The organism is Streptomyces sp. NPDC013457 (assembly GCF_043089925.1).
In the GTDB taxonomy this organism is placed as follows: Bacteria; Actinomycetota; Actinomycetes; order Streptomycetales; family Streptomycetaceae; genus Streptomyces.
This window is the reverse complement of record NZ_JBICBL010000017.1, coordinates 90,834-109,359: the sequence shown is the minus strand read 5'-3', so window position 1 is coordinate 109,359 and position 18,526 is coordinate 90,834. Positions and strand designations below refer to the sequence as shown.

The window sequence follows — 18,526 nt, the reverse complement described above, 5'->3', positions numbered from 1 at the left end:
CGAGGCGGTCGTGACGACGCTGGCCGTCGCGGCCGGCATCGCCATCGAGAACGCCCGCCTCTACGAGGAGGGACGACTGCGTCAGCGGTGGCTGGTCGCGAACTCCGACCTGACCAGCGCCCTTCTGTCCGGGGTAGAGGAGTCCCAGGTGCTCGAGGGGATGCTGGAGCAGGCGGTGGACATCGCGGGGGCCGACATGGGGGTCTTCTACCTGGTGGGTACGGGCGGTGAGCTGCGGGGCTCGCTCGCGTGCGGTGCGGGCGCCGAAGCGCACCGGGGCGTCGTGCTGCCGAGCAGCGAGGGGACGCTGGTCGAGGCCGCCCTTGCGCAGGAGGGCCTGGTCATGGTGGGCGACGTCGAGAACGAGCCCCGCATCACGGTGCAGCCCGAGCGGTGGAAGGGGCTCGGCCCGGCGGTGGCCGTGACCGTCGGCACGAAGGAGCGACTGAGCGGGGTGCTGATCCTCGCCCGGCGCCATGGGCGGCCGCCCTTCGCGTCCGCCGAGGTCACCGCTCTTCCCGGATTCGCGGGGCAGGCGGCCCTGGCGCTCGAACTGGCCGACCGCCGTCGTGACGCGGAGCAGGTGAGCCTGCTGGAGGATCGCGACCGGATCGCCCGCGACCTGCACGACCTGGCGATCCAGCGCCTGTTCGCCACCGGGATGACGCTGCAGAGCGCGCGGCGCTTCGTCGAGCACCCGGAGGCGGTGGACCGGCTGACCCGGGCCATCGACGACCTGGACGCCACCATCAAGATCATCCGGTCGACCATCTTCGGCCTCCGGGAACACGAGACCGGCGGAGGTGCACCGAGGCTCCGCAACGGTGTGGTCAAGGCGGTGGACGTGGCCGCGTCCATGCTCGGCTTCGCCCCGGCCCTGCGCATGGAGGGCCTGCTGGACACCGACGTTCCTCCCGAGGCCGCCGACGAGGTGCTCGCCGTTTTGGGCGAGGCGCTGACCAACGTGGCGCGGCACGCCCGGGCCCGCAGGGTGGAGGTCACCGTCGCCGCGGGCGACGGCGCGCTGACGGTTGCGGTGAGTGACGACGGCGTGGGCATGCCGGAGGGTGTCAGCCGTAGCGGACTGCGGAACCTGGCCGAGCGGGCCAGGAGGCTGGGAGGCACCTTGTCGGTCAGTGGTCGGGCCGAGCCCGGTGGCGGCACGGAACTGGAGTGGCGGATCCCGCTGCCGACGGCGGACCTGTGAGCGCGCTGCCTCGCCTCACCTCTGCCGCGCGTCGTGCTCGTGGACCTGCGCGGCGATGACGGCGGCCTGCACCCGTCGCTCGACCCCGAGCTTGCCCAGCAGCCGTGAGATGTGGTTCTTGACCGTCTTCTCCGAGAGATAGAGGCGTTTGGCGATCTGCCGGTTGGTAAGTCCCTCGCCGATGAGTTCGAGTACCGATCGCTCCCTCTCGGACAGCACCGCGAGCCGCTCGTCCTCCGGCGGCTTCACCGCCTCGGGATCGCGCAGCGAACGCATCAGCCGGGCGGTGGTGGCCGGATCGAGCATCGACTGACCCGTGGCCACGGTCCGCACCGCCGACACCAGATCGGAACCCTTGATCTGCTTGAGCACGTACCCGGCGGCGCCCGCCATGATCGCGTCGAGGAGCGCTTCCTCGTCGTCGAACGACGTCAGCATCAGACAGGCCAGCTCGGGCATGCGGGAGCGGAGCTCCCGGCAGACGGCGATGCCGTTGCCGTCGGGCAGCCGTACGTCGAGCACCGCCACGTCCGGCCTGAGTGCGGGCCCCCTGGCCAGCGCCTGCCCGGCTGTGGACGCCTCGCCGACGACCTCCATGTCGGGCTCGTCGTCGAGCAGGTCGCGCAGGCCCCGGCGGACGACCTCGTGATCGTCGACCAGGAAGATCCGCGTCGGTTCGGTGGCTGAGGGCAGCTCGGTCATGGCGACCCCTGTGGCGAGTCGGATAGGCACCCCGCCCCCATAAGGATTGTCCGTCATGGAGCGCCTCGAGGTACTCCGAGATCCATCCGTACGTCCACGACACCCTCCACGGCCCACACGGCGCGCGCGACCAGCGGCACCATCGACCGGTCGGAGAGAAGCCCGCGGATCGTGGCCACACCGTCCGCGACCGTCACATCGAGCCCGGGGGGAGTGGCGGGTTCGCCGAGCACGGACCGGCGGATGTCCTCCTCGACCTCGGCGTCCGTACGGAGGAACACTTTCAGCAGATCGCTCCGGCTGACGACGCCCTCCAGCATGCCGATGCCGTCGACCACGGGCAGCCGCTTCACCCTCCGCGTCGCCATGATCCGTGCCGCCTCGGCGAGCGTCGCGTCCGGGTGGACTGTGACGGCCGGGCTGGACATGAGCTCCCCGGCCCTCACCGCTCCGGCCTTGGACGCCGCGTCGAACTCGTCCGGGCGGGGTTCGTCCGTGCGGAACTCTTCCTTGGGCAGCAGATCGGCCTCCGAGACGACCCCGATCACCCGCCCCTCGCCCGCCACGACCGGCAGGGCGCTCACCTTCCACTCGTCCATGAGGGCCACGATCTCCTTGTAGGACGCGTCACGTCCCACGGCGACGGCGGTGCGGGTCATGACGTCGCCGACGGTGTAGCGCGAGGCGGGGTCACGTCGATCGGCGGAGAGAGCCGCGGTGGGCCGCGGGTTCGGGGGAGTGCTCATGGGGTGCCTCCTCATCGATGTCCCATCCCGGTCTGACCTGGTTCCACAAGGGGACAGGAGGACCGGATGGTCCCCTCGGGACGCTGTTCGGCCCGCGCGAGGGGTATGGGTCCGACGTCGGTCAGACGATCTGAAGGGCCGCGCCCCACGCCCTTGCCCGATCCCGCTCGCCCGCACGCAGGGGGCCCTCGGTGTCCTCGATGACGAATCCCTCCGGCTCCGCCACGAGCTCGTAGCCATGGCCGCGCAGTCGGCGCGCGATGCCGCGGGCGGCGCCACCGGCCAGACGCATGTCCGCCCGCGTGTCGAACGCCGCGGCGGCATGGGTACCCGTGTGGGCCTTCGGGAGCGTGTCGTGGAACCAGTCGCGGACGCCCGGGCCGGCGGCGTCCGGCAGGGGCGTGAACGTCCGCTGCTCCTTCTTCGCTTCGCTCTCCTCGGACTTCAGCCCCATCTTCCGGCTCGTCCCGGTGGTCATGCCCCGCATGTGCGTCGGCCCGCCGACGACCAGCAGGTCGGTCGGGCCGACGCGCCCCGGCAGCGCGTCATCCACTGCCAGGCATTCGACATCGGCGTCCGGGTGCGCCTGCTTCACGCCCTCGCCGATCGCGTCGGCGATCTCCCGCGTGTTGCCGAACAGGCTCTCGTAAACGATCACAGCACGCATCACGACTCATCTCCTCGGTTGATTCCCTCACCGGTCGGTGTGCATGAGGACCTCCCGGGTCCGACACCACCAGTCTGTTCCAGGGGACGTGCACGTCGCTGGGGTCGAACGGTCCCCACTTGTGTGGACGAAGCGCACCGACCGGAGGTCATTTCCGTCGACCTCGTTCCGTCACCCCACCCACGTCGATTCCCCCGTTCGAGGGAAGCGGGGCCCGCTGACCCAGCCGCCGGGCCGGCGGCGCCGAAGGCACGGGTGAGGGACGGCGTTCCGCCGTTCCTCACGGCGCCGTGCGGACCCTCCGTGCGGCGCGAGGAATCCCCCTAGGAGGTAGTGGAAATGGTTCGTGTGCGACGAGGTCTCGCGGTGGCGGTGGCGGCTGGAGCCGTCGTGGTGGGTGGCGCGTCGATGGCTTCGGCCGACACCGGGGCTCAGGGTGTGGCCGCGTACTCCCCGGGCGTGGGCTCGGGCAACCTCATCCAGGTGCCGATCCACGTTCCGGTCAACGCCTGCGGCAACACCGTCAGCGTCATCGGGCTGCTGAACCCGTCCTTCGGCAACACCTGCGTCAACGCCTGACCAGGCGGCGCGAGAAGCACCCTGGTCCGCCGCCCGACAGGTGGCGGCGGACCGGTGACCCGCCCGGCAGCGGTCGCGGAACGCCTCAGGTGAGGTGTTGCGCGCAACCGTGAGCCGGTCGGGTCGCCTGCGGGTGGCTGTCGTGACAGCCACCCGCAGGCACTGAAGCCGTGGGCGGCTCACTCCTTCGGGCGTCGGACCAATCCGCCGGTCGGGTGCCGCCGAATGCCGGGAGTGAGCAGCTTCCGCAGCACCCTCTCCCGCGCCGTCCTGGGCGCCACGGCCGGACTGCTGGCCGCCTTCACCGCACTGGCCGTCGCCGAGCTCGTCGCCGGACTGCTGCGGCCTGCCGCAGGACCGGTGACGGTGGTGGGCGGTGCGGTGATCGACCGGACTCCGGCCGCGGTGAAGGACTTCGCCATCCGCACGTTCGGGGAGCACGACAAGACCGTCCTCCAGCTCGGCATCGTCGCCGTTCTCGCGGTCATCGCCGTCGGACTGGGTGTGCTCAGCCTGCGTCACCGCTCTGCCGGCGCCGCGGGCGTACTGCTCTTCGGGGTCGTCGCCGCGGCCGCGGCCCTGAGCCGGCCCGACTCCACCGGCATCGGTGACGTGCTCCCCTCGATCGCCGGAGCGGTCGCCGGCGCACTCGCTGTGCACCTCCTGTCCTCCCGGGCAACCTCCGCACAGGACACGGCACTTGAGGGCGACGAGAGCCGCGGCGGAGGGTGGAACAGGCGCGGCTTCCTCACCGCCGCCGCAGTGACCGCCGCCGCGGCGACCTCGGCGGGCGTGCTCGGGCGCTTCTTCTCCGCCCAGCACGGCAGGGGCGCCATCGCCTCCCGCGAAGCCCTGGTCCTCCCCGAGCCGGTCTCGCCGGCTCCTCCTGTCCCGGCCGGCGCCCGGTCGAAGGTGCCCGGCATCAGCCCGTTCACCACCCCCAACCGCGACTTCTACCGCGTCGACACCGCACTGACCGTTCCCAAGGTCGACGCCCGGACCTGGCGGCTGAGGATCCACGGGCTCGGCGTCACCCGCCCCCGCACCTACACCCTCGAGCAGCTGCTGGCCCGTCCGCTCATCGAACGCGACATCACGCTGACCTGCGTGTCCAACGAGGTCGGCGGCCCCTATATCGGCAACGCCCGCTGGCTCGGCATCCCACTCGCCGCCCTCCTCCAGGACGCCGGCGTGCTGCCGCCCTCGAAGGGAGGCGCAGCTGACCAGCTGGTGGCCCGCTCCGTGGACGGCATGACGCTGGGTTCCCCGGTCGAGGACCTCATGGACGGCCGCGACGCCATCCTCGCCGTCGCGATGAACGGCGAACCCCTGCCCTTCGACCACGGCTTCCCTGTTCGCATGCTCGTGCCCGGGCTGTACGGCTACGTCTCGGCCTGCAAGTGGATCACCGATGTCGAGCTCACCACCTTCGACGCCTACGACCCGTACTGGGTCAGGCGCTCATGGGCCCGCCGGGCGCCGATCAAGACCCAGTCCCGCATCGACACACCCAAGCCGTTCGCCCGCCCCGCCGCCGGTACCGTCACCGTCGCGGGCGTCGCCTGGGCCCAGCGCCGCGGCATCACCCGCGTCGAGGTCCGGATCGACGACGGGCCCTGGCAGGACGCCGACCTCGCCGTCCGGGACACCGTCGACACCTGGCGCCAGTGGTCCTACCGCTGGAACGCCGTCCCCGGCGGCCACACGATCACCGTCCGCGCCACGGACGGTACGGGAAGCGTGCAGACCGAGCGGAGGGCCCGCACCGTCCCCGACGGAGCGAGCGGCCGGCACAGCGTGTTCGTCACCGTCCCTCAGCCCGGACGCGAACAGACCGGGCGCCCCGACGATGCGTGATTTTCACAATCTCCGCATCATCGATTCTGATCGATTCGATCGCAATCGATCGATACGCTTGCGCCAAAGGCGTACGGTGACGCCTCCGTGAACGCTCCAGGGGGAGCCATGCGACACCATGTCGACCATCGCCACGACCGGGTCCTCGAGCTGGTCCGGGAGCGGGGCAGCATCCGCGTCACCGAGCTCGCGGCCGAGTTGGGTGTCTCCCCGGTGACCCTGCGCCGGGACGTGGACACGCTCGCCAACCAGGGCAAGGTGCAGCGCATGCACGGAGCGGTCGTCTGGCCGGGCGAGGCGGCCCGAGCCGAACAGCCGGACACCGGTGGCCGGGTGATCGGAATGATCGTGCCGACGACGAGGTACATCTTCGGCGACGTCGTCAGCGGCGCCCGCAAGGCCGTCGAGGCGCAGGGGGGCCGGCTGGTGCTCGGTGTGTCCGGGTACGTCGACAGCGAGGACCCCGTCCAGGCCGAGCATCTGCTGAACAGCGGCGCCGAAGGTCTGCTGGTCGCGCCCAGCTGGTTCGCCGGGGCGCCCGCCGACGGCCAGGAGGAGTGGCTGACGGCCTGCGGGGCGCCGACCGTACTGGTGGAGCGTACGGCGCAGGCCGCCAACCCGGCGGCCCTGCTCGACCGGGTGCGCACCGACCGCGCGCACGGGGCCGCGCTCGCGGTGAGCCATTTCGCCTCGCTCGGCCACCGTTCGGTCGCCGCCGTGCTCCAGGAGGGCCCGCACGCCGCGGGCATCACGTCCGGATACCTGGACGCGGTACGGTCGCTCGGCCTGGAGACCGTACCCGGGTCGCCGTGCGTGCGGCTGTCCGGGCAGGAGTACGACGAGGTCGCGGAGTATCTCGTCGAGGCCGTCGAGCGGCACGGGGTGACGGCGGCCCTGGTGCACAGCGACGAGGACGCGATCGTGCTCGTCCCCCGGTTGCAGGCGCGCGGTATCGCCGTCCCGGAGGACCTCGCGCTGATCGCGTACGAGGACGAGGTGGCCAACCTGGCGGACGTTCCGCTGACGGCGATCGCCCCGCCGAAGCAGGCGGTCGGTGAGCTGGCCGCGAGGCTCCTGCTCCAGCGCCTGGCCGAGCTGAGCACGGGCAGGGAGCCGGAGCCCCGCCAACACGTGGACCTGCTGCCGAAGTTGAGGGTCCGGGCCTCCTGCGGGGCTCTTCGCGAGTCGCCGGAGAGTGAGTGACCTTGTTGATCGTCTAGCGATCATTTTGATTGTCTTGTGCGTTTGCTCTTGACGGTGATCGAGTTGGCGAAAAGGATATGCCTCGTTCGCCTCTCTCCCCGTCGAGGTTTCCGTAGGAGCCGTGCCATGCCGCGCACTTCACGATCGTTCCGTACAGCCGCCATCGCCACCCTCGCCGCTCTCGGCCTGTTCGCCACCGCGTGCGGTGGCGGTGAAGGCGACTCGGCCGACTCCGCCTCCGACGGCAAGCCGGTCACCCTCACCTACTGGACCTGGACGGGTGGCGCCAAGGCCACGGTCGACGAGTTCAACCGGACCCACAAGGACATCCAGGTCGAGTTCACCGAGATCCCCGGCGGCGCGGAGGGCTACGGCAAGCTGGCCAACGGCGTGAAGGCGGGCAACGCGCCCGACGTGGCCACCATCGAGTACCAGATGGTTCCCGAGTTCGCGAGCCAGGGATACCTCGTCGATCTCACCGAGCCCGCCGGTGACACCGTCAAGGAGAAGTTCCCCAAGGCCATCCAGGACCTGGTGACCTTCGGCGGCAAGACCTGGACCGTGCCGTTCGACGCCGCGCCGCAGGTCTACTACTACCGCACGGACCTGTTCAAGAAGTACGGCATCGAGGTGCCCAAGACCTGGGACGAGTTCAGAGCCGCCGCGGAGAAGGTCAAGAAGGCCGACAAGAACGTCCGTCTGGCCAACATGACCAAGGCCGACCCCGCCCTCCTCGCCGCGCTCTCCTGGCAGGCCGGCGGGAAGTGGTTCAGCACCCAGGGCGACGCGTGGAAGCCCGGCGTCGACGACGCCGCGTCCAAGAAGGTCGCGGCCTACTGGGACGACCTGGTCAAGAACGACCTCGTGCAGACCTACACCGGCTGGAGCCCGGAGGAGACCAAGGCCCGCGTCGAGGGCAAGACGCTCTCCATACTCGGCGCCTCCTGGTCCGCGGCCGGCATGAAGACCAACCTGCCGGACCTCAAGGGCAAGTGGGCCGCCGCCCCGATGCCGAACTGGGGCACCCCTGCCAGCGGCAACTACGGGGGCAGCTCCTACGGCGTGCTGAAGGGCAGCAAGAACGTCGAGGCCGCGGCCGAGTTCATCAAGTGGATCACCACCAACGCTGACGCGGTCGAGGCGCGGCTGAGCGACCCGACCAAGCCCAGCAGCGCCCTGCCGGCCAACCCGGAGATGCGCGCCGTGGCCGCCGCGAAGTTCGACACCGCCTACTTCAACGGCCAGGACCTCTACGAGCTGGCCTCCGAGCAGGTCGACACGATCGTCCCCGGCTGGACCTGGGGCCCGAACCAGATGGACGTCTACACCGCCATCCAGGACGCGAGCGCCAATAGCGGCTTCACCGGCGGCGTCGCCGCCGGTCAGGCGAAGGCCACGACGGGCATCCAGGAGCGCGGGCTGAAGCTCGCCGAGTGACCCGGTGGGGCCCGGCCGCACCCTGACCCCGGCCGGGCCCCGCCGTCCCACACCCCCGGACCCGCAGCGCCCACACGCCAAGGAGCACCCGTGGCAGCACCACTCGCGAAGGTCGCACCCCCGCCCGCGGCCGACGGCAGCCGTACCGGCGGCCCGCGCACCGGCCGCACCCCCAGAGGCAGTTCACCGCTGAGGCGCAACCAGCGCGCGGCGGCCGCCCTGTTCATCGTCCCGTTCTTCGTGCTCTTCGCCGCCATGACGGCGGCGCCCATCGTGTACGCGGTGTGGATGAGCCTCTTCACGGAGCGGTCTTCCGGACTCGGCTTCGGCGGCACCGAGCGGGCGTTCACCGGCCTCGAGAACTTCTTCAGGGCGCTCTCGGACGAGGGCTTCCGCGGGTCGTTCCTGCACATCGCCCTGTACTGCACGCTCTACATCCCGGTGATGATCGGCGGGGCGCTCGCCCTCGCGCTGCTGGTCGACTCGGCCGTGGCGCGTGCCCGGCGCTTCTTCCAGCTCGCGCTCTTCCTGCCGCACGCCATCCCCGGCCTGATCGCCTCGATCCTGTGGATCTACCTCTACACCCCGGGGCTCAGCCCGGTGCTCGACTGGATCGAGGCCGCCGGCGGCTCATGGGACTTCTTCAGCTCCGACCACGTGTACTCGTCCATCGTGAACCTCACGGCCTGGCAGTGGACGGGGTACAACATGATCATCTTCTATGCCGCGCTGCAGGCCATCCCCCGCGAGCTCATCGAGGCCGCGGACATGGACGGCGCCGGGCCGATCCGCACCGCACTGCAGATCAAGGTGCCCATGATCACCTCGGCGGTCGTGATGGCCGTCCTGTTCACCTGTGTCGGCGCCATCCAGCTCTTCACCGAACCGAAGCTCCTCGGCCAGCGCGGCACCTCCGCCGTCGACACCGAGTGGTCGCCCACCATGTACATCTGGAAGGCGGCCTTCCTGCAGCACGACTATGGCCTCGCCGCCGCCGCGTCCCTCCTGCTCGCCGCGCTCGGCGTCGCGCTCTCGTACATCGTCACCAAGATCGGAAACCGGTGGAGGGCGGCATGAGCACGCACACGGTCATCCAGGAACCCGCGGTCGGCGAAGCCCGCCCCGCCGCGGCCGCCGCGGCAGGCAAGCGCCGCGAGCCCCGCAGAAGGCGTCCGGGCAACCTGCTCTCCAAGGGCGTCGTCAACGGCGTGCTCCTCATCGCCTCCTTCTACATGCTGATGCCGGTCAGCTGGCTGCTGTTCGCCGCCACCAAGGACCACGGCGACCTCTTCTCCAGCGACGGCTTCGCCTTCGCCGACTTCAACCTCTTCTCCAACCTCGCCGCGGTCTTCACCTTCAACGACGGCATCTACCTGCGCTGGCTCGGCAACAGCGTCATCTACTCCGTGATCGGCTCGGCCGCCTCGACGCTCCTGTGCGTCGCCACCGGCTACGCCTTCGACAAGTACGAGTTCCGTGGCAAGGAGAAACTGTTCGGCGTCGTCCTCGGCGGCCTGCTCGTCCCCGCCACGGTGATCCAGCTGCCCATGTACCTGCTGGCCTCCAAGGTCGGCCTGGTCAACACGTACTGGGCGCTCCTCCTGCCCGCGCTGGTCAACCCGTTCGGCGTCTACCTCGCCCGGGTCTTCTCCGAGGGGTACGTGCCGAACGAGGTGCTGGAGGCCGCCCGCGTGGACGGCGCCGGCGAACTGGGCACGTTCACACGGATCGCCCTGCCGATGCTCTCGCCCGGCTTCATGACCATCTTCCTGTTCTCCTTCACCGGAAGCTGGAACAACTTCTTCGGTGCGCTCGTGATGCTCAACGACGACACCTTGTACCCGGTCAATCTCGGCCTGTTCATGTGGAACAGCACCACGCAGCTGCAGCCCGAGTTCTACTCCCTCGTGATCACCGGTTCGCTCGTCGCAGTCGTGCCGCTCATCATCGCCTTCATCTGCCTGCAGCGCTTCTGGCGCTCGGGCCTCACCGCGGGCGCGGTGAAGTGACCGTGCCCGTACCGGAAACCTCCCTCCTCCACGACGGTCGTACGGCACCCGCGCCCCGCGCGCACCGTCCGCGCACCCTGCTGGCCATGGGCGCCGCCATCCACGCCCAGCTGTTGGCCGAAGGCGCCCTCGACCGGCTGGCCGCTGTCGCGGCCGTGGACACAGGTTGCTTCGTCAGCGACTTCGCCGACGCCGACCCGGCCGCACTCGCCGACACCGAAGTGCTCTTCACCCACTGGGGCGCACCGCGTCTCACCGCGGAAGCGGTGCGCGCGATGCCCCGGCTGCGGGCGGTCGTCCATGCCGCCGGCTCGGTCAAGCACCACGTCACCGAGGCGGTGTGGGAGCGCGGAATCGCCGTCTCGACCGCGGCGGGCGCCAACGCGCTCCCGGTCGCCGAGTTCACACTCGCCGCGATCCTGTTCACCGGCAAGCGGATCCTCGACAGCGCCGGGGCCTACCGGGAGGCCCGCGACCAGGTCTCCCTCCTGCCGTACTTCGCCGGGCACGGCAACTACCGCCGTACCGTCGGCGTCGTCGGCGCGTCACGGATCGGCCGCCGGGTGCTGCAGCTCCTGCGCCCCTTCGACTTCGAGGTCCTGCTGTACGACCCGTACGTGGAGGCGGACGAGGCCGGGACGCTCGGCGCGCGCTCCGTCGGCCTCGACGAGCTCGTACGGCGCAGCGACGTGGTCTCCATCCACGCTCCGCAGCTCCCGGAGACGCGGCACATGTTCGACCGGCGGCGGCTCGGACTGCTGCGGGACGGGGCCACGCTCATCAACACCGCACGCGGCTCCCTCGTCGACACCGCGGCGCTCACCGAGGAGCTGCTGCACGGCCGGATCCACGCCGTCCTCGACGTCACCGAGCCCGAGGTGCTGCCCGCCGGGTCGCCGCTCTACACGCTGCCCAACGTGCTGCTCACCCCGCACATCGCCGGATCGCTCGGCAACGAGCTCGTACGGATGGCCCACTGGGCGACCGACGAGGTGCAGCGCTACGCCGAGGGCCGGCCGCTCGCCCACGGCGTCGGCCCCGACGAGCTCGCCCGCTCCGCCTGACGACCACCGCTCCGGCCGGGTCTCCGGCGACCGGGGCGGACTGCGGATCGGCGGACGGCCTTCGTACGACCTCACCGTCCGCCGCTGGACCGGCGCGGAACTGGAATCCGCCCGGCACACCACCGATCTGAGGGCCGGAGACAGGGTGCACGTCAACGTCGACGTGGCGCACCACGGCATCGGGACCGCTTCGTGCGGTCCCGGTCCGCTGCCGCAGCACACGCTGGAGGCGGGACCCGCGGTGCTGCGACTGGTGCTGCGCGCTCTCTGAACGGCGCCGCGCCGCAGCGCGGCACGACCGCGATCCGGGCCGCGCGTCCTTCGGGGCGACCCGCACGCCGTCCGGGGCCGCCCGCGCCAATGCCGCTCCTACCGCCCGGCCCACTCAGTCACCCGTACCACCCCCCGTCCGTACTGCCCGTCCCGTCCGTACCGTCCGATCCGGAGGAAACCCATGCACCTTGCCGCTCGCCGCCGCCGCGTCCTCGTCGTCGGCATCGACGGTGTGCGCCTCGACATCCTGGGGCGGCTCGACACCCCGCATCTGGACGCCCTCGAGGCGGACGGGTTCCTCGCGCCGGTCGTCGTCGAGCCCGGCACCCCGACCATGTCGGGGCCGTGCTGGGCGACGATCGTGACGGGGGTGACCGTGGACAAGCACGCCGTCTGGAGCAACGACTTCAGCGGCAACCGCCTCGCGGTCTTCCCCGACTTCACGACCCGGCTGAGGGACGCCGGCCGTCGCACCTACGTGGCGGCCGCCTGGGAGCCGCTGATGACGGTGGCGTACGGCGGGCCCCTCTTCCGAGGCCCCGGCCGGGTGACCCACGTCGCCCCGTCCGCCGAGGACTGCGAGGGGTGGGAGGAGGCCGACGAACTGATCACCGCCGAGGCCGTGCGCGTCCTCACCGAGTACGACCCCGAGGCGTCCTTCGTCTATCTGGGAGCCGTCGACGAGACGGCCCACGTCCTCGGCTGCGGCGAGGAGTACGAGCGGGCCGCCGTCCGCGCCGACGAGCGGCTCGGCCGCCTCCTCGCCGCGGTGCGCGGCCGGTCCTCCTACGCCGAGGAGGCCTGGACGTTCATCGTCGTCACGGACCACGGTCACCGTGACGAGGGCGGTCACGGCGGCCGTTCGGAGCTTGAGCGCACCGCATGGATCGCGTGCGCGGGACCCGACGTCCCGGCGGGTGCTCGGGTGGAGGCGCTCCGGCACCAGGATGTCGCAGCTCAGGTGTTCGCGGCCCTGGACCACCGCCCGGACTCGCACTGGACTCTGGACGGGCGCCCGTTCGGCACCGAACCGCGCGCCGTCCTGGTGGACATGGACGGCACGCTCGTCGACACCGAGGCCCTGTGGTGGCGCACCGCACAGGAGGTGGCGGAAGGGGTCGGACACCGGCTGACCGACGCGGACACCTCCGAGGTGGTGGGGCGCTGTGCGGAGGACACCGCCGTCCACCTGCGGCGGGTCTCGGACACCGAGCGCCCGCTCGACGCCCTGGTCGCCGAGCTGGAGGCACGCTTCCTCGCGGCGGTCGAGGCGGAGACGACCGTGCTCCCGGGAGCCCGGGAACTCCTCGGCACGCTGGGGGACATGGGCATTCCCGTGGCCCTCGTCACCGCCTCGCCCCGGACCGTCGTGGAGTCGGTGCTCAAACTGCTCGGCGCCGAGTCGTTCCAGGTGACGGTGACCGCGGACGACACGGACCGGACGAAGCCGCATCCCGAGCCGTATCTGGCCGCCGCGCGTGCGCTGGGCGTCGACCCGGCGGGCTGTCTCGCCGTGGAGGACAGCCCCGCGGGCATCGCCGCGGCGGAGGCCGCGGGCTGCAGGGTCGCCGCCGTCCCCTCGCTCGTACCGGTCGAGTCGGGCCCCGGCCGGCGCGTCCTGACCGGCCTCCAGGAGCTGGTGGCGCTCCTGGAGGCGGGCCGTAGGCCGCGCGGACGGGGGTGACGGAGAGAGGGGCGCCCGTCCCGACGGCGGGTGCCCCTCCGCTCAGCCCAGGCGGACGGTGGTTCTCTGGGTGGCGCCGAGAGTTCCGCTGAGGTCGCCGAACGTCAGGCCGAGCGAGGAGCCCGTGGTCGTTCCGGTGACCGTGGACGGCTTGGAGGTCACGGAGGCCACGGCCCGGTTCCAGGTGAGGGTGAGACCGGTCTGCATGCGCATCGGATCGCTGACGCAGATCACCGCGGTGCCGTCGCTCTTCTCGGAGATCATGACGGAGCAGGGCGCGCTCGCCGTGAGCGCCCCGGCGGTGCCGCCGAACCAGAAGTTGACGCCGGTGAAGCCCAGCGAGGGCACGCGCACGCCCTGTTGGGCGTCCGTGTTGGCGAGGACCTGCACCCAGCCGGTGTCGGCCGCGCGCGCCGCGGTCTGGCCCGTGCCGGCACCGGGCATCAGGACGTACGCGTAGGTCGCGTCGAACGGGTTGGTGCCGTGGTCGACGTACAGGGTCAGGTACCGGCGGGTGATCGCGGTGGTGGCCATGCCCCGGTTGATGTCGCTCCACCGGCCGGTGCGCTCCTCGCGCAGCGCCTTGACCGTCGCGCCACCAGGGAAGACGTATCCGCCCATGCCGCCGATGTGCGCCCAGGTCGCCCCGGTCAGCGTCTCCGACCAGGGGTGGCTCACCGGCTTCGCGGTGCCGTCGACGGTGAGCGCGTGGGTGCCGTCGGCTCCGAGGTTGCGGTTCTCCACGACGGACTCGACCGCGGCGCCGTCGGTGCTCTTGATGCCCGCGCCCAGACAGACGATGGCGTCGTCCAGGCAGAACCAGGACTTCTTCGACATCAGGGTGCTCTGGAGGCCCTTGAGGTACTGACCGACGGCGGCCCGGGTGCCGTCGGTGGCGCCGCCCACCCAGTTGACGTCGGGCTTGGACGCGCCCCAGTCGCCACCGGCGCCGTCGGCGAGCGCGATGCGCGAGGTGGTGGTGCCGGGCAGCCGGTAGGGGTCGACGGTGGGCCAGAAGGCGTCGCTGTACTGCCCGTTGGCGTAGGTGTCGCCCCACCAGTAGAGCATTCCGGAGCCGGTGTGCCAGCCGCGCAGGTTCTCGCCGTTGCCGGTCTCGTAGTGGGTGATGCGCTTGCCGGCCATGCTGATCGAGGCGGCCCAGCCGGGGCGGCGGTGGGTGGCCCGTGCCATGGCCGGGAAGAGCCGGTGCCCGACGGGTTCGGCGATCGCGGAGACCGAGGTGTCCTCCGCGACGGACTTCAGCCGTGCGAGTCCCACGAGGCCGAGCGAGGGGTCGCTCAGCGGCGGGCTGTAGTAGTCGCGCTGGATCCAGCCCTTGACCAGGCCCCTCCAGCGCGCGTTCTCCGCGGCGCTCGCACCCTGCCCGAGCAGCACGATGGAGGCGAGGATGGCGTGGCCGCGCAGATGGTCGTCCGCCTGGACCTGGCTGGGGTCGCCGAGGCTGACGCCGCGGCTCATTCCGCGCCCGGACACGTTGTCCATGACGAGCCCGTTGTAGAGGAACGGGGCCCAGGCGTTCTCGACCGCGTTCAGGACGAGCTGGCGGTTCGGGTCGGTGACGGCCCAGCTGGACCCGGTGAGCAGCGCGAAGAGTATGCCGAGGCCGCCGAGCATGACCGCGCCGTACGTGCCGGCGTACGGGACCGAGGAGTGCTGGATGAAGGAGCCGTCGGCGTAGAGGCCGTCGCCGGTGGTGACGTACGGGAAGACGGGCGAGAGCGCGTTCCGGCCGAGGGCGATCTTGGCGGAGCTGCCGCCGACGACGCCACGCAGGATCAGCACCCGGCAGAGGTCGACGCGGTTGGCCCCGGTGCTGGTGCCGCTGTAACTCGCGACGGCGGAGTCCGGGACGAAGTGGTCGACGGAACGGCCGAAGTTCGCGATCTGCGTGGCCGACAGCCGGTCGTACAGGAGCACGCAGGTGTCGAGGAGCGCCTGGGGTGCGCCGATCTGCCAGTTGTACCAGTTCCCGAAGCGTGCCTGGCCCTCGTTGTAGACCCGGGCGTACATGTGGTCGAGGCCGGCGACGATGTCGTCCGCGAGAGAGGAGTCGCCGGTCAGACCGGTGCCCGGCTGGGAGTACGCCTGGGCCATCGTGAGCAGGCGGTAGTAGCTCTCGTTCATCTTGGCCGAGTAGCCGTACGACTCCTGGTCGGTGTCGGGCTCGGGGTCGGTCCACACCGCGTCGGGCCAGAGGGACCCGGTGGCGGGAGCCATCGTCGACCGGAGCTCGGCGGCTCGGGTGCCGAGCGTGGCCAGCTTCGTCCTGAACGGTTCGGCGGTGGGACTGAAGCCCTCACCGAGCAGCAGGGTGCGCCAGACGGCACGCAGCGTGCCGAACTCGTCGGCTGCCATGGCCCGTCCGGACAGCGGCGGACTTCCGACGAGGCCGAGGGCGAGCGCCGTGCCGCCGGTCGTGCGCAGAAAGGTGCGGCGGGACCAGGATCGCGTCATTGCGGGCTCCTGCTGGGTGAGGGGGACACTGCGGCGAGTGCCCGGGGGCGCGGGTGGGCGTGTGCACCGGAGAGCGGAGGAAACAAGTCGCGGCTGGCTGGTTTCTAACATGCGAACAGTCAAACGATCCATACTGGTGACGAAGTTGAGCGTTTTGATCGTTTCGCTCTGCTGGTGGATCCCTGATGTGACGGAGGGCGTCCGGGTGCGCCGGGGACGGCCCTGCGCGGTACGGCTCGACGATCCGCCGCGGGTGCTCAGCCTCGGTGCCGGAGTACACGGCACGACGAGTCCGGTCGAGGTGTTCCGGCTGCCGGACCTGTGCAGCTGCACCTCTACCGGTACACCGCCGAACTCGTCGCCGACGGCGTGCTCCACGTCGTCCTTCCGCGCCGAGACCGGCACCGCCGTCGCGGGGTACATCCGGCACCGGCGCCATGGAACGGGCAGGGCACCTGCTCAGCCCGTCGGCCCTGCCGAACCCCGCGGTGGCGGCGGCGGTCGGAATCGGCGATCCGGAGGCGTCCGACAAGGCGTGCGGGCGCGAACTCGGCGTCTCTCCCCGCGTGGTCCGCGCCGGCGGTCGAGCGTGAGCCGGAACGACTCGGTCCCGGCCCGTTCCGCGGCAGAGATCGAGCTCCCCGTCGAGTTCGACCGCGAGCACGGTCGCATCATCGTCGACGTCCGACGCGTCCGGAGCGTCGATCCACAGCACACCGGGAACCTCGTGGAGGCCGCCGGTCACCTGATGGCCCAGCTGCGCGCCGGTACCGAGCACCGTCACCCGCTCCACCGCGTTGCGCACGCCGCGCAGCGAGACCGGTCCTCGGTGCAGCCGGGAGCGGGGTGGATGCGGAGAGGCTCCGCGGCGCCCGGGCTCGGCTGGGCCGGGCCGGCGGTCGCACGCGTGGGCGGCGCCGACCCTCACCGGTCCGCTTCGACCGCCGTCTGTGGTGGATCGGCGCGGCTCCGTTCGCGTACTCCCGGGATTCCGGCGTCAGTCGGTTCGGAGCCAGACCGTGGTGTCGGGCGGCAGCAGGCCGTCGTCGAGCGGACCGCTGGCCAGCAGCAGCTCGGTGTGGGCGGGCAGGTCGGCGGGGGACTCCGAGAAATTGACGGCGCAGGCGAAGCCGGAGCCACGTGTGAAGGCGAGGACTCCGTCCGGCGCGGGAAGCCAGTCCAACCCGCCGTCGCCGAGGGCGGGTTCCGTGCGGCGGATCTCCAGCGCGGTGCGGTACAGCTCCAGTACCGAGTCCGGGTCGCCGCTCTCGGCGGCGACGGTGTGGTCCTTCCACGCCGGCGGCTGGGGCAGCCACGGCTCCGACTCCGTACCGGCCGGGCTGAAGCCGAAGGGCGCCTCGTCGCCCTCCCACGGCAGTGGGACGCGGCAGCCGTCGCGGCCGAGGTCCTCCCCACCCGACTGGTGGAGAGTGGGGTCCTGGCGGTGGCCGAGCGGTATGTCCTCGACCTCCCACAGGCCCAGTTCCTCGCCCTGGTAGACGTAGACGCTGCCGGGCAGGGCGAAGCTGAGGAGCGCCGCGGCGCGGGCGCGGCGGAGACCGAGGCCGAGATCGACGGGGAGGCCGTGCCGCCGCTCGACGTACGAGGTGTCGGTGCGGCCGTAGCGGGTGACGACTCGGGTGATGTCATGGTTCCCGAGCACCCAGGTGGCCGGGGCCCCGACCGGTGCGTGCTGGGCGATCGTCTCGTCGATCACCGAGCGCAGCCCGGACGCGTCCCACGGGGCCTGCATGAAGGGAAAGTTGAAGCCCGTGTGGAGTTCGTCCTGCCGCAGGTAGCGAGGCAGGGACTCGGAGGAGACCCAGAGCTCGCCCACGAAGACGCGTTCGCCCGCGTAGGAGTCGGCGATCTTCCGCCAGGCGCGGTAGATCTCGTGCACCCCCGGCCGGTCCGCGTCCGGCGAGGGTGCGCCTTCTGGCAGCGAGGCCTTGTCGGGCAGTCCGTCCTGCTTGATCAGCAGGGACGCGACGTCGATGCGGAAGCCGTCCACCCCTCGGTCGAACCAGAAGCGCAGGATCGACTCGAACTCCTCACGGACCTCGGGGTGCGCCCAGTTCCAGTCGGGCTGTTCCGGCGCGAACAGGTGTAGGTACCACTCGCCCGGTGTGCCGTCCGCGTCGGTGGTGCGGGTCCAGGCCGGGCCACCGAAGCAGGACTGCCAGTCGTTGGGGGGAAGTTCACCGTGCCCGCCCTTGCCGGGGCGGAAGTGGAACAGCTCTCGCGCCGGCGATTTTGGACCGGCGGCCAGGGCAGCCCGGAACCAGGGATGCTGATCCGAGCAGTGGTTGGGCACCATGTCGACGATGATCCGCAAGCCCGACTCATGGGCCTCGGCGACAAGGGCCTCGGCCTCCTCGAGGGTGCCGAAGAGTGGGTCGATATCGCGGTAGTCGGCCACGTCGTAACCCGCGTCGGCCATCGGCGACACGTACCAGGGAGAGATCCACACCGCGTCGACCCCGAGGTCCTTCAGGTGCGGAAGCCGGGCCCGGATACCGGCGATGTCGCCGATCCCGTCCCCGTTCCCGTCGGCGTAACTGCGTGGATAGATCTGGTAGATGACGGCGCTGCGCCACCAGGGAGGGCTGGGCGTGAAGGACAC

General features: G+C 71.2%; 16 protein-coding genes and 1 pseudogene. 11 read left to right on the top strand and 6 right to left on the bottom strand.

From position 1 onward, the window contains the following. Positions 1-1,207 (top strand): GAF domain-containing sensor histidine kinase (locus tag ACF1G2_RS34090; RefSeq protein WP_391802028.1); only part of this gene is annotated, 1,207 nt, incomplete at its 5' end. Positions 1,208-1,222: 15 nt separating this feature from the next. Here ACF1G2_RS34090 and ACF1G2_RS34085 read toward each other — a convergent pair. The 3 genes from ACF1G2_RS34085 to ACF1G2_RS34075 all read right to left on the bottom strand — a co-directional run bounded on the left by ACF1G2_RS34085 (position 1,223) and on the right by ACF1G2_RS34075 (position 3,322). Then, a complete protein-coding gene (locus ACF1G2_RS34085; RefSeq protein WP_391802027.1) occupies positions 1,223-1,909 on the bottom strand; it encodes a response regulator in 687 nt (228 codons plus the stop codon). A 53-nt stretch (positions 1,910-1,962) separates the two neighbouring features. Further along, positions 1,963-2,568 (bottom strand): CBS domain-containing protein, encoded by a 606-nt coding sequence (locus tag ACF1G2_RS34080; protein WP_391802039.1) that lies wholly within the window; start codon positions 2,566-2,568, stop codon positions 1,963-1,965. A 208-nt stretch (positions 2,569-2,776) separates the two neighbouring features. Continuing rightward, entirely contained in the window at positions 2,777-3,322 is a 546-nt protein-coding gene (locus tag ACF1G2_RS34075) for a flavodoxin domain-containing protein (RefSeq protein WP_391802026.1), read from the bottom strand. 339 nt (positions 3,323-3,661) lie between these two features. On the opposite strand from ACF1G2_RS34075, the gene ACF1G2_RS34070 reads away from it, so the two are divergent. The 9 genes from ACF1G2_RS34070 to ACF1G2_RS34030 all read left to right on the top strand — a co-directional run bounded on the left by ACF1G2_RS34070 (position 3,662) and on the right by ACF1G2_RS34030 (position 13,428). Continuing rightward, a complete protein-coding gene (locus tag ACF1G2_RS34070) occupies positions 3,662-3,901 on the top strand; it encodes a chaplin (RefSeq protein WP_391802025.1) in 240 nt (79 codons plus the stop codon). Positions 3,902-4,126: 225 nt separating this feature from the next. Then, on the top strand, positions 4,127-5,758 hold the full coding sequence (locus ACF1G2_RS34065; RefSeq protein ID WP_391802024.1) for a molybdopterin-dependent oxidoreductase: 1,632 nt from the start codon (positions 4,127-4,129) through the stop codon (positions 5,756-5,758). A gap of 108 nt (positions 5,759-5,866) precedes the next feature. Further along, positions 5,867-6,961 carry a substrate-binding domain-containing protein gene (locus tag ACF1G2_RS34060; RefSeq protein ID WP_391802023.1) on the top strand — a complete coding sequence of 365 codons (1,095 nt, stop codon included), beginning with the start codon at positions 5,867-5,869 and terminating at the stop codon, positions 6,959-6,961. A 126-nt stretch (positions 6,962-7,087) separates the two neighbouring features. Further along, positions 7,088-8,398 carry an ABC transporter substrate-binding protein gene (locus tag ACF1G2_RS34055; RefSeq protein ID WP_391802022.1) on the top strand — a complete coding sequence of 437 codons (1,311 nt, stop codon included), beginning with the start codon at positions 7,088-7,090 and terminating at the stop codon, positions 8,396-8,398. Positions 8,399-8,488: 90 nt separating this feature from the next. Beyond that, positions 8,489-9,475, top strand: coding sequence for a carbohydrate ABC transporter permease (locus ACF1G2_RS34050; RefSeq protein WP_391802021.1), 987 nt, complete (start codon positions 8,489-8,491; stop codon positions 9,473-9,475). Next, a complete protein-coding gene (locus tag ACF1G2_RS34045) occupies positions 9,472-10,407 on the top strand; it encodes a carbohydrate ABC transporter permease (protein WP_391802020.1) in 936 nt (311 codons plus the stop codon). Before ACF1G2_RS34050 ends, ACF1G2_RS34045 begins: the two co-directional genes overlap by 4 nt. An 86-nt stretch (positions 10,408-10,493) precedes the next feature. Further along, positions 10,494-11,471 carry a hydroxyacid dehydrogenase gene (locus ACF1G2_RS34040; protein ID WP_391802038.1) on the top strand — a complete coding sequence of 326 codons (978 nt, stop codon included), beginning with the start codon at positions 10,494-10,496 and terminating at the stop codon, positions 11,469-11,471. Between the two features lie 40 nt (positions 11,472-11,511). Next, on the top strand, positions 11,512-11,742 hold the full coding sequence (locus ACF1G2_RS34035) for a hypothetical protein (RefSeq protein WP_391802037.1): 231 nt from the start codon (positions 11,512-11,514) through the stop codon (positions 11,740-11,742). A 183-nt stretch (positions 11,743-11,925) separates the two neighbouring features. Then, positions 11,926-13,428, top strand: a complete 1,503-nt coding sequence (locus tag ACF1G2_RS34030) for an HAD-IA family hydrolase (protein ID WP_391802019.1) — start codon at positions 11,926-11,928, stop codon at positions 13,426-13,428. Between the two features lie 42 nt (positions 13,429-13,470). On the opposite strand, the gene ACF1G2_RS34025 is transcribed toward ACF1G2_RS34030, so the two are convergent. Then, on the bottom strand, positions 13,471-15,903 hold the full coding sequence (locus tag ACF1G2_RS34025) for a polysaccharide lyase 8 family protein (protein WP_391802018.1): 2,433 nt from the start codon (positions 15,901-15,903) through the stop codon (positions 13,471-13,473). Positions 15,904-16,340: 437 nt separating this feature from the next. Between ACF1G2_RS34025 and ACF1G2_RS34020 the strand changes: the two genes are divergently transcribed. Further along, positions 16,341-16,496 carry a hypothetical protein gene (locus ACF1G2_RS34020; RefSeq protein ID WP_391802040.1) on the top strand — a complete coding sequence of 52 codons (156 nt, stop codon included), beginning with the start codon at positions 16,341-16,343 and terminating at the stop codon, positions 16,494-16,496. Positions 16,497-16,513: 17 nt separating this feature from the next. On the opposite strand, the pseudogene ACF1G2_RS34015 reads toward ACF1G2_RS34020, so the two are convergent. Together ACF1G2_RS34015 and ACF1G2_RS34010 are read right to left on the bottom strand one after the other, a co-directional pair. Then, positions 16,514-16,732 (bottom strand): annotated as a pseudogene (locus ACF1G2_RS34015) (alpha-L-fucosidase); the annotation flags it as partial. A gap of 168 nt (positions 16,733-16,900) precedes the next feature. After that, a complete protein-coding gene (locus tag ACF1G2_RS34010; protein WP_391802017.1) occupies positions 16,901-18,526 on the bottom strand; it encodes a glycoside hydrolase family 13 protein in 1,626 nt (541 codons plus the stop codon).

What these genes read in the sequence shown, in the direction of transcription:
- ACF1G2_RS34085 (WP_391802027.1), bottom strand. Translation starts at nt 1,909, where the DNA reads ATGACCGAGCTGCCCTCAGCCACCGAACCGACGCGGATCTTCCTGGTC.
- ACF1G2_RS34080 (WP_391802039.1), bottom strand. Translation starts at nt 2,568, where the DNA reads ATGACCCGCACCGCCGTCGCCGTGGGACGTGACGCGTCCTACAAGGAG.
- ACF1G2_RS34075 (WP_391802026.1), bottom strand. Translation starts at nt 3,322, where the DNA reads ATGCGTGCTGTGATCGTTTACGAGAGCCTGTTCGGCAACACGCGGGAG.
- ACF1G2_RS34070 (WP_391802025.1), top strand. Translation starts at nt 3,662, where the DNA reads ATGGTTCGTGTGCGACGAGGTCTCGCGGTGGCGGTGGCGGCTGGAGCC.
- ACF1G2_RS34065 (WP_391802024.1), top strand. Translation starts at nt 4,127, where the DNA reads ATGCCGGGAGTGAGCAGCTTCCGCAGCACCCTCTCCCGCGCCGTCCTG.
- ACF1G2_RS34060 (WP_391802023.1), top strand. Translation starts at nt 5,867, where the DNA reads ATGCGACACCATGTCGACCATCGCCACGACCGGGTCCTCGAGCTGGTC.
- ACF1G2_RS34055 (WP_391802022.1), top strand. Translation starts at nt 7,088, where the DNA reads ATGCCGCGCACTTCACGATCGTTCCGTACAGCCGCCATCGCCACCCTC.
- ACF1G2_RS34045 (WP_391802020.1), top strand. Translation starts at nt 9,472, where the DNA reads ATGAGCACGCACACGGTCATCCAGGAACCCGCGGTCGGCGAAGCCCGC.
- ACF1G2_RS34040 (WP_391802038.1), top strand. Translation starts at nt 10,494, where the DNA reads ATGGGCGCCGCCATCCACGCCCAGCTGTTGGCCGAAGGCGCCCTCGAC.
- ACF1G2_RS34030 (WP_391802019.1), top strand. Translation starts at nt 11,926, where the DNA reads ATGCACCTTGCCGCTCGCCGCCGCCGCGTCCTCGTCGTCGGCATCGAC.
- ACF1G2_RS34025 (WP_391802018.1), bottom strand. Translation starts at nt 15,903, where the DNA reads ATGACGCGATCCTGGTCCCGCCGCACCTTTCTGCGCACGACCGGCGGC.
- ACF1G2_RS34020 (WP_391802040.1), top strand. Translation starts at nt 16,341, where the DNA reads ATGGAACGGGCAGGGCACCTGCTCAGCCCGTCGGCCCTGCCGAACCCC.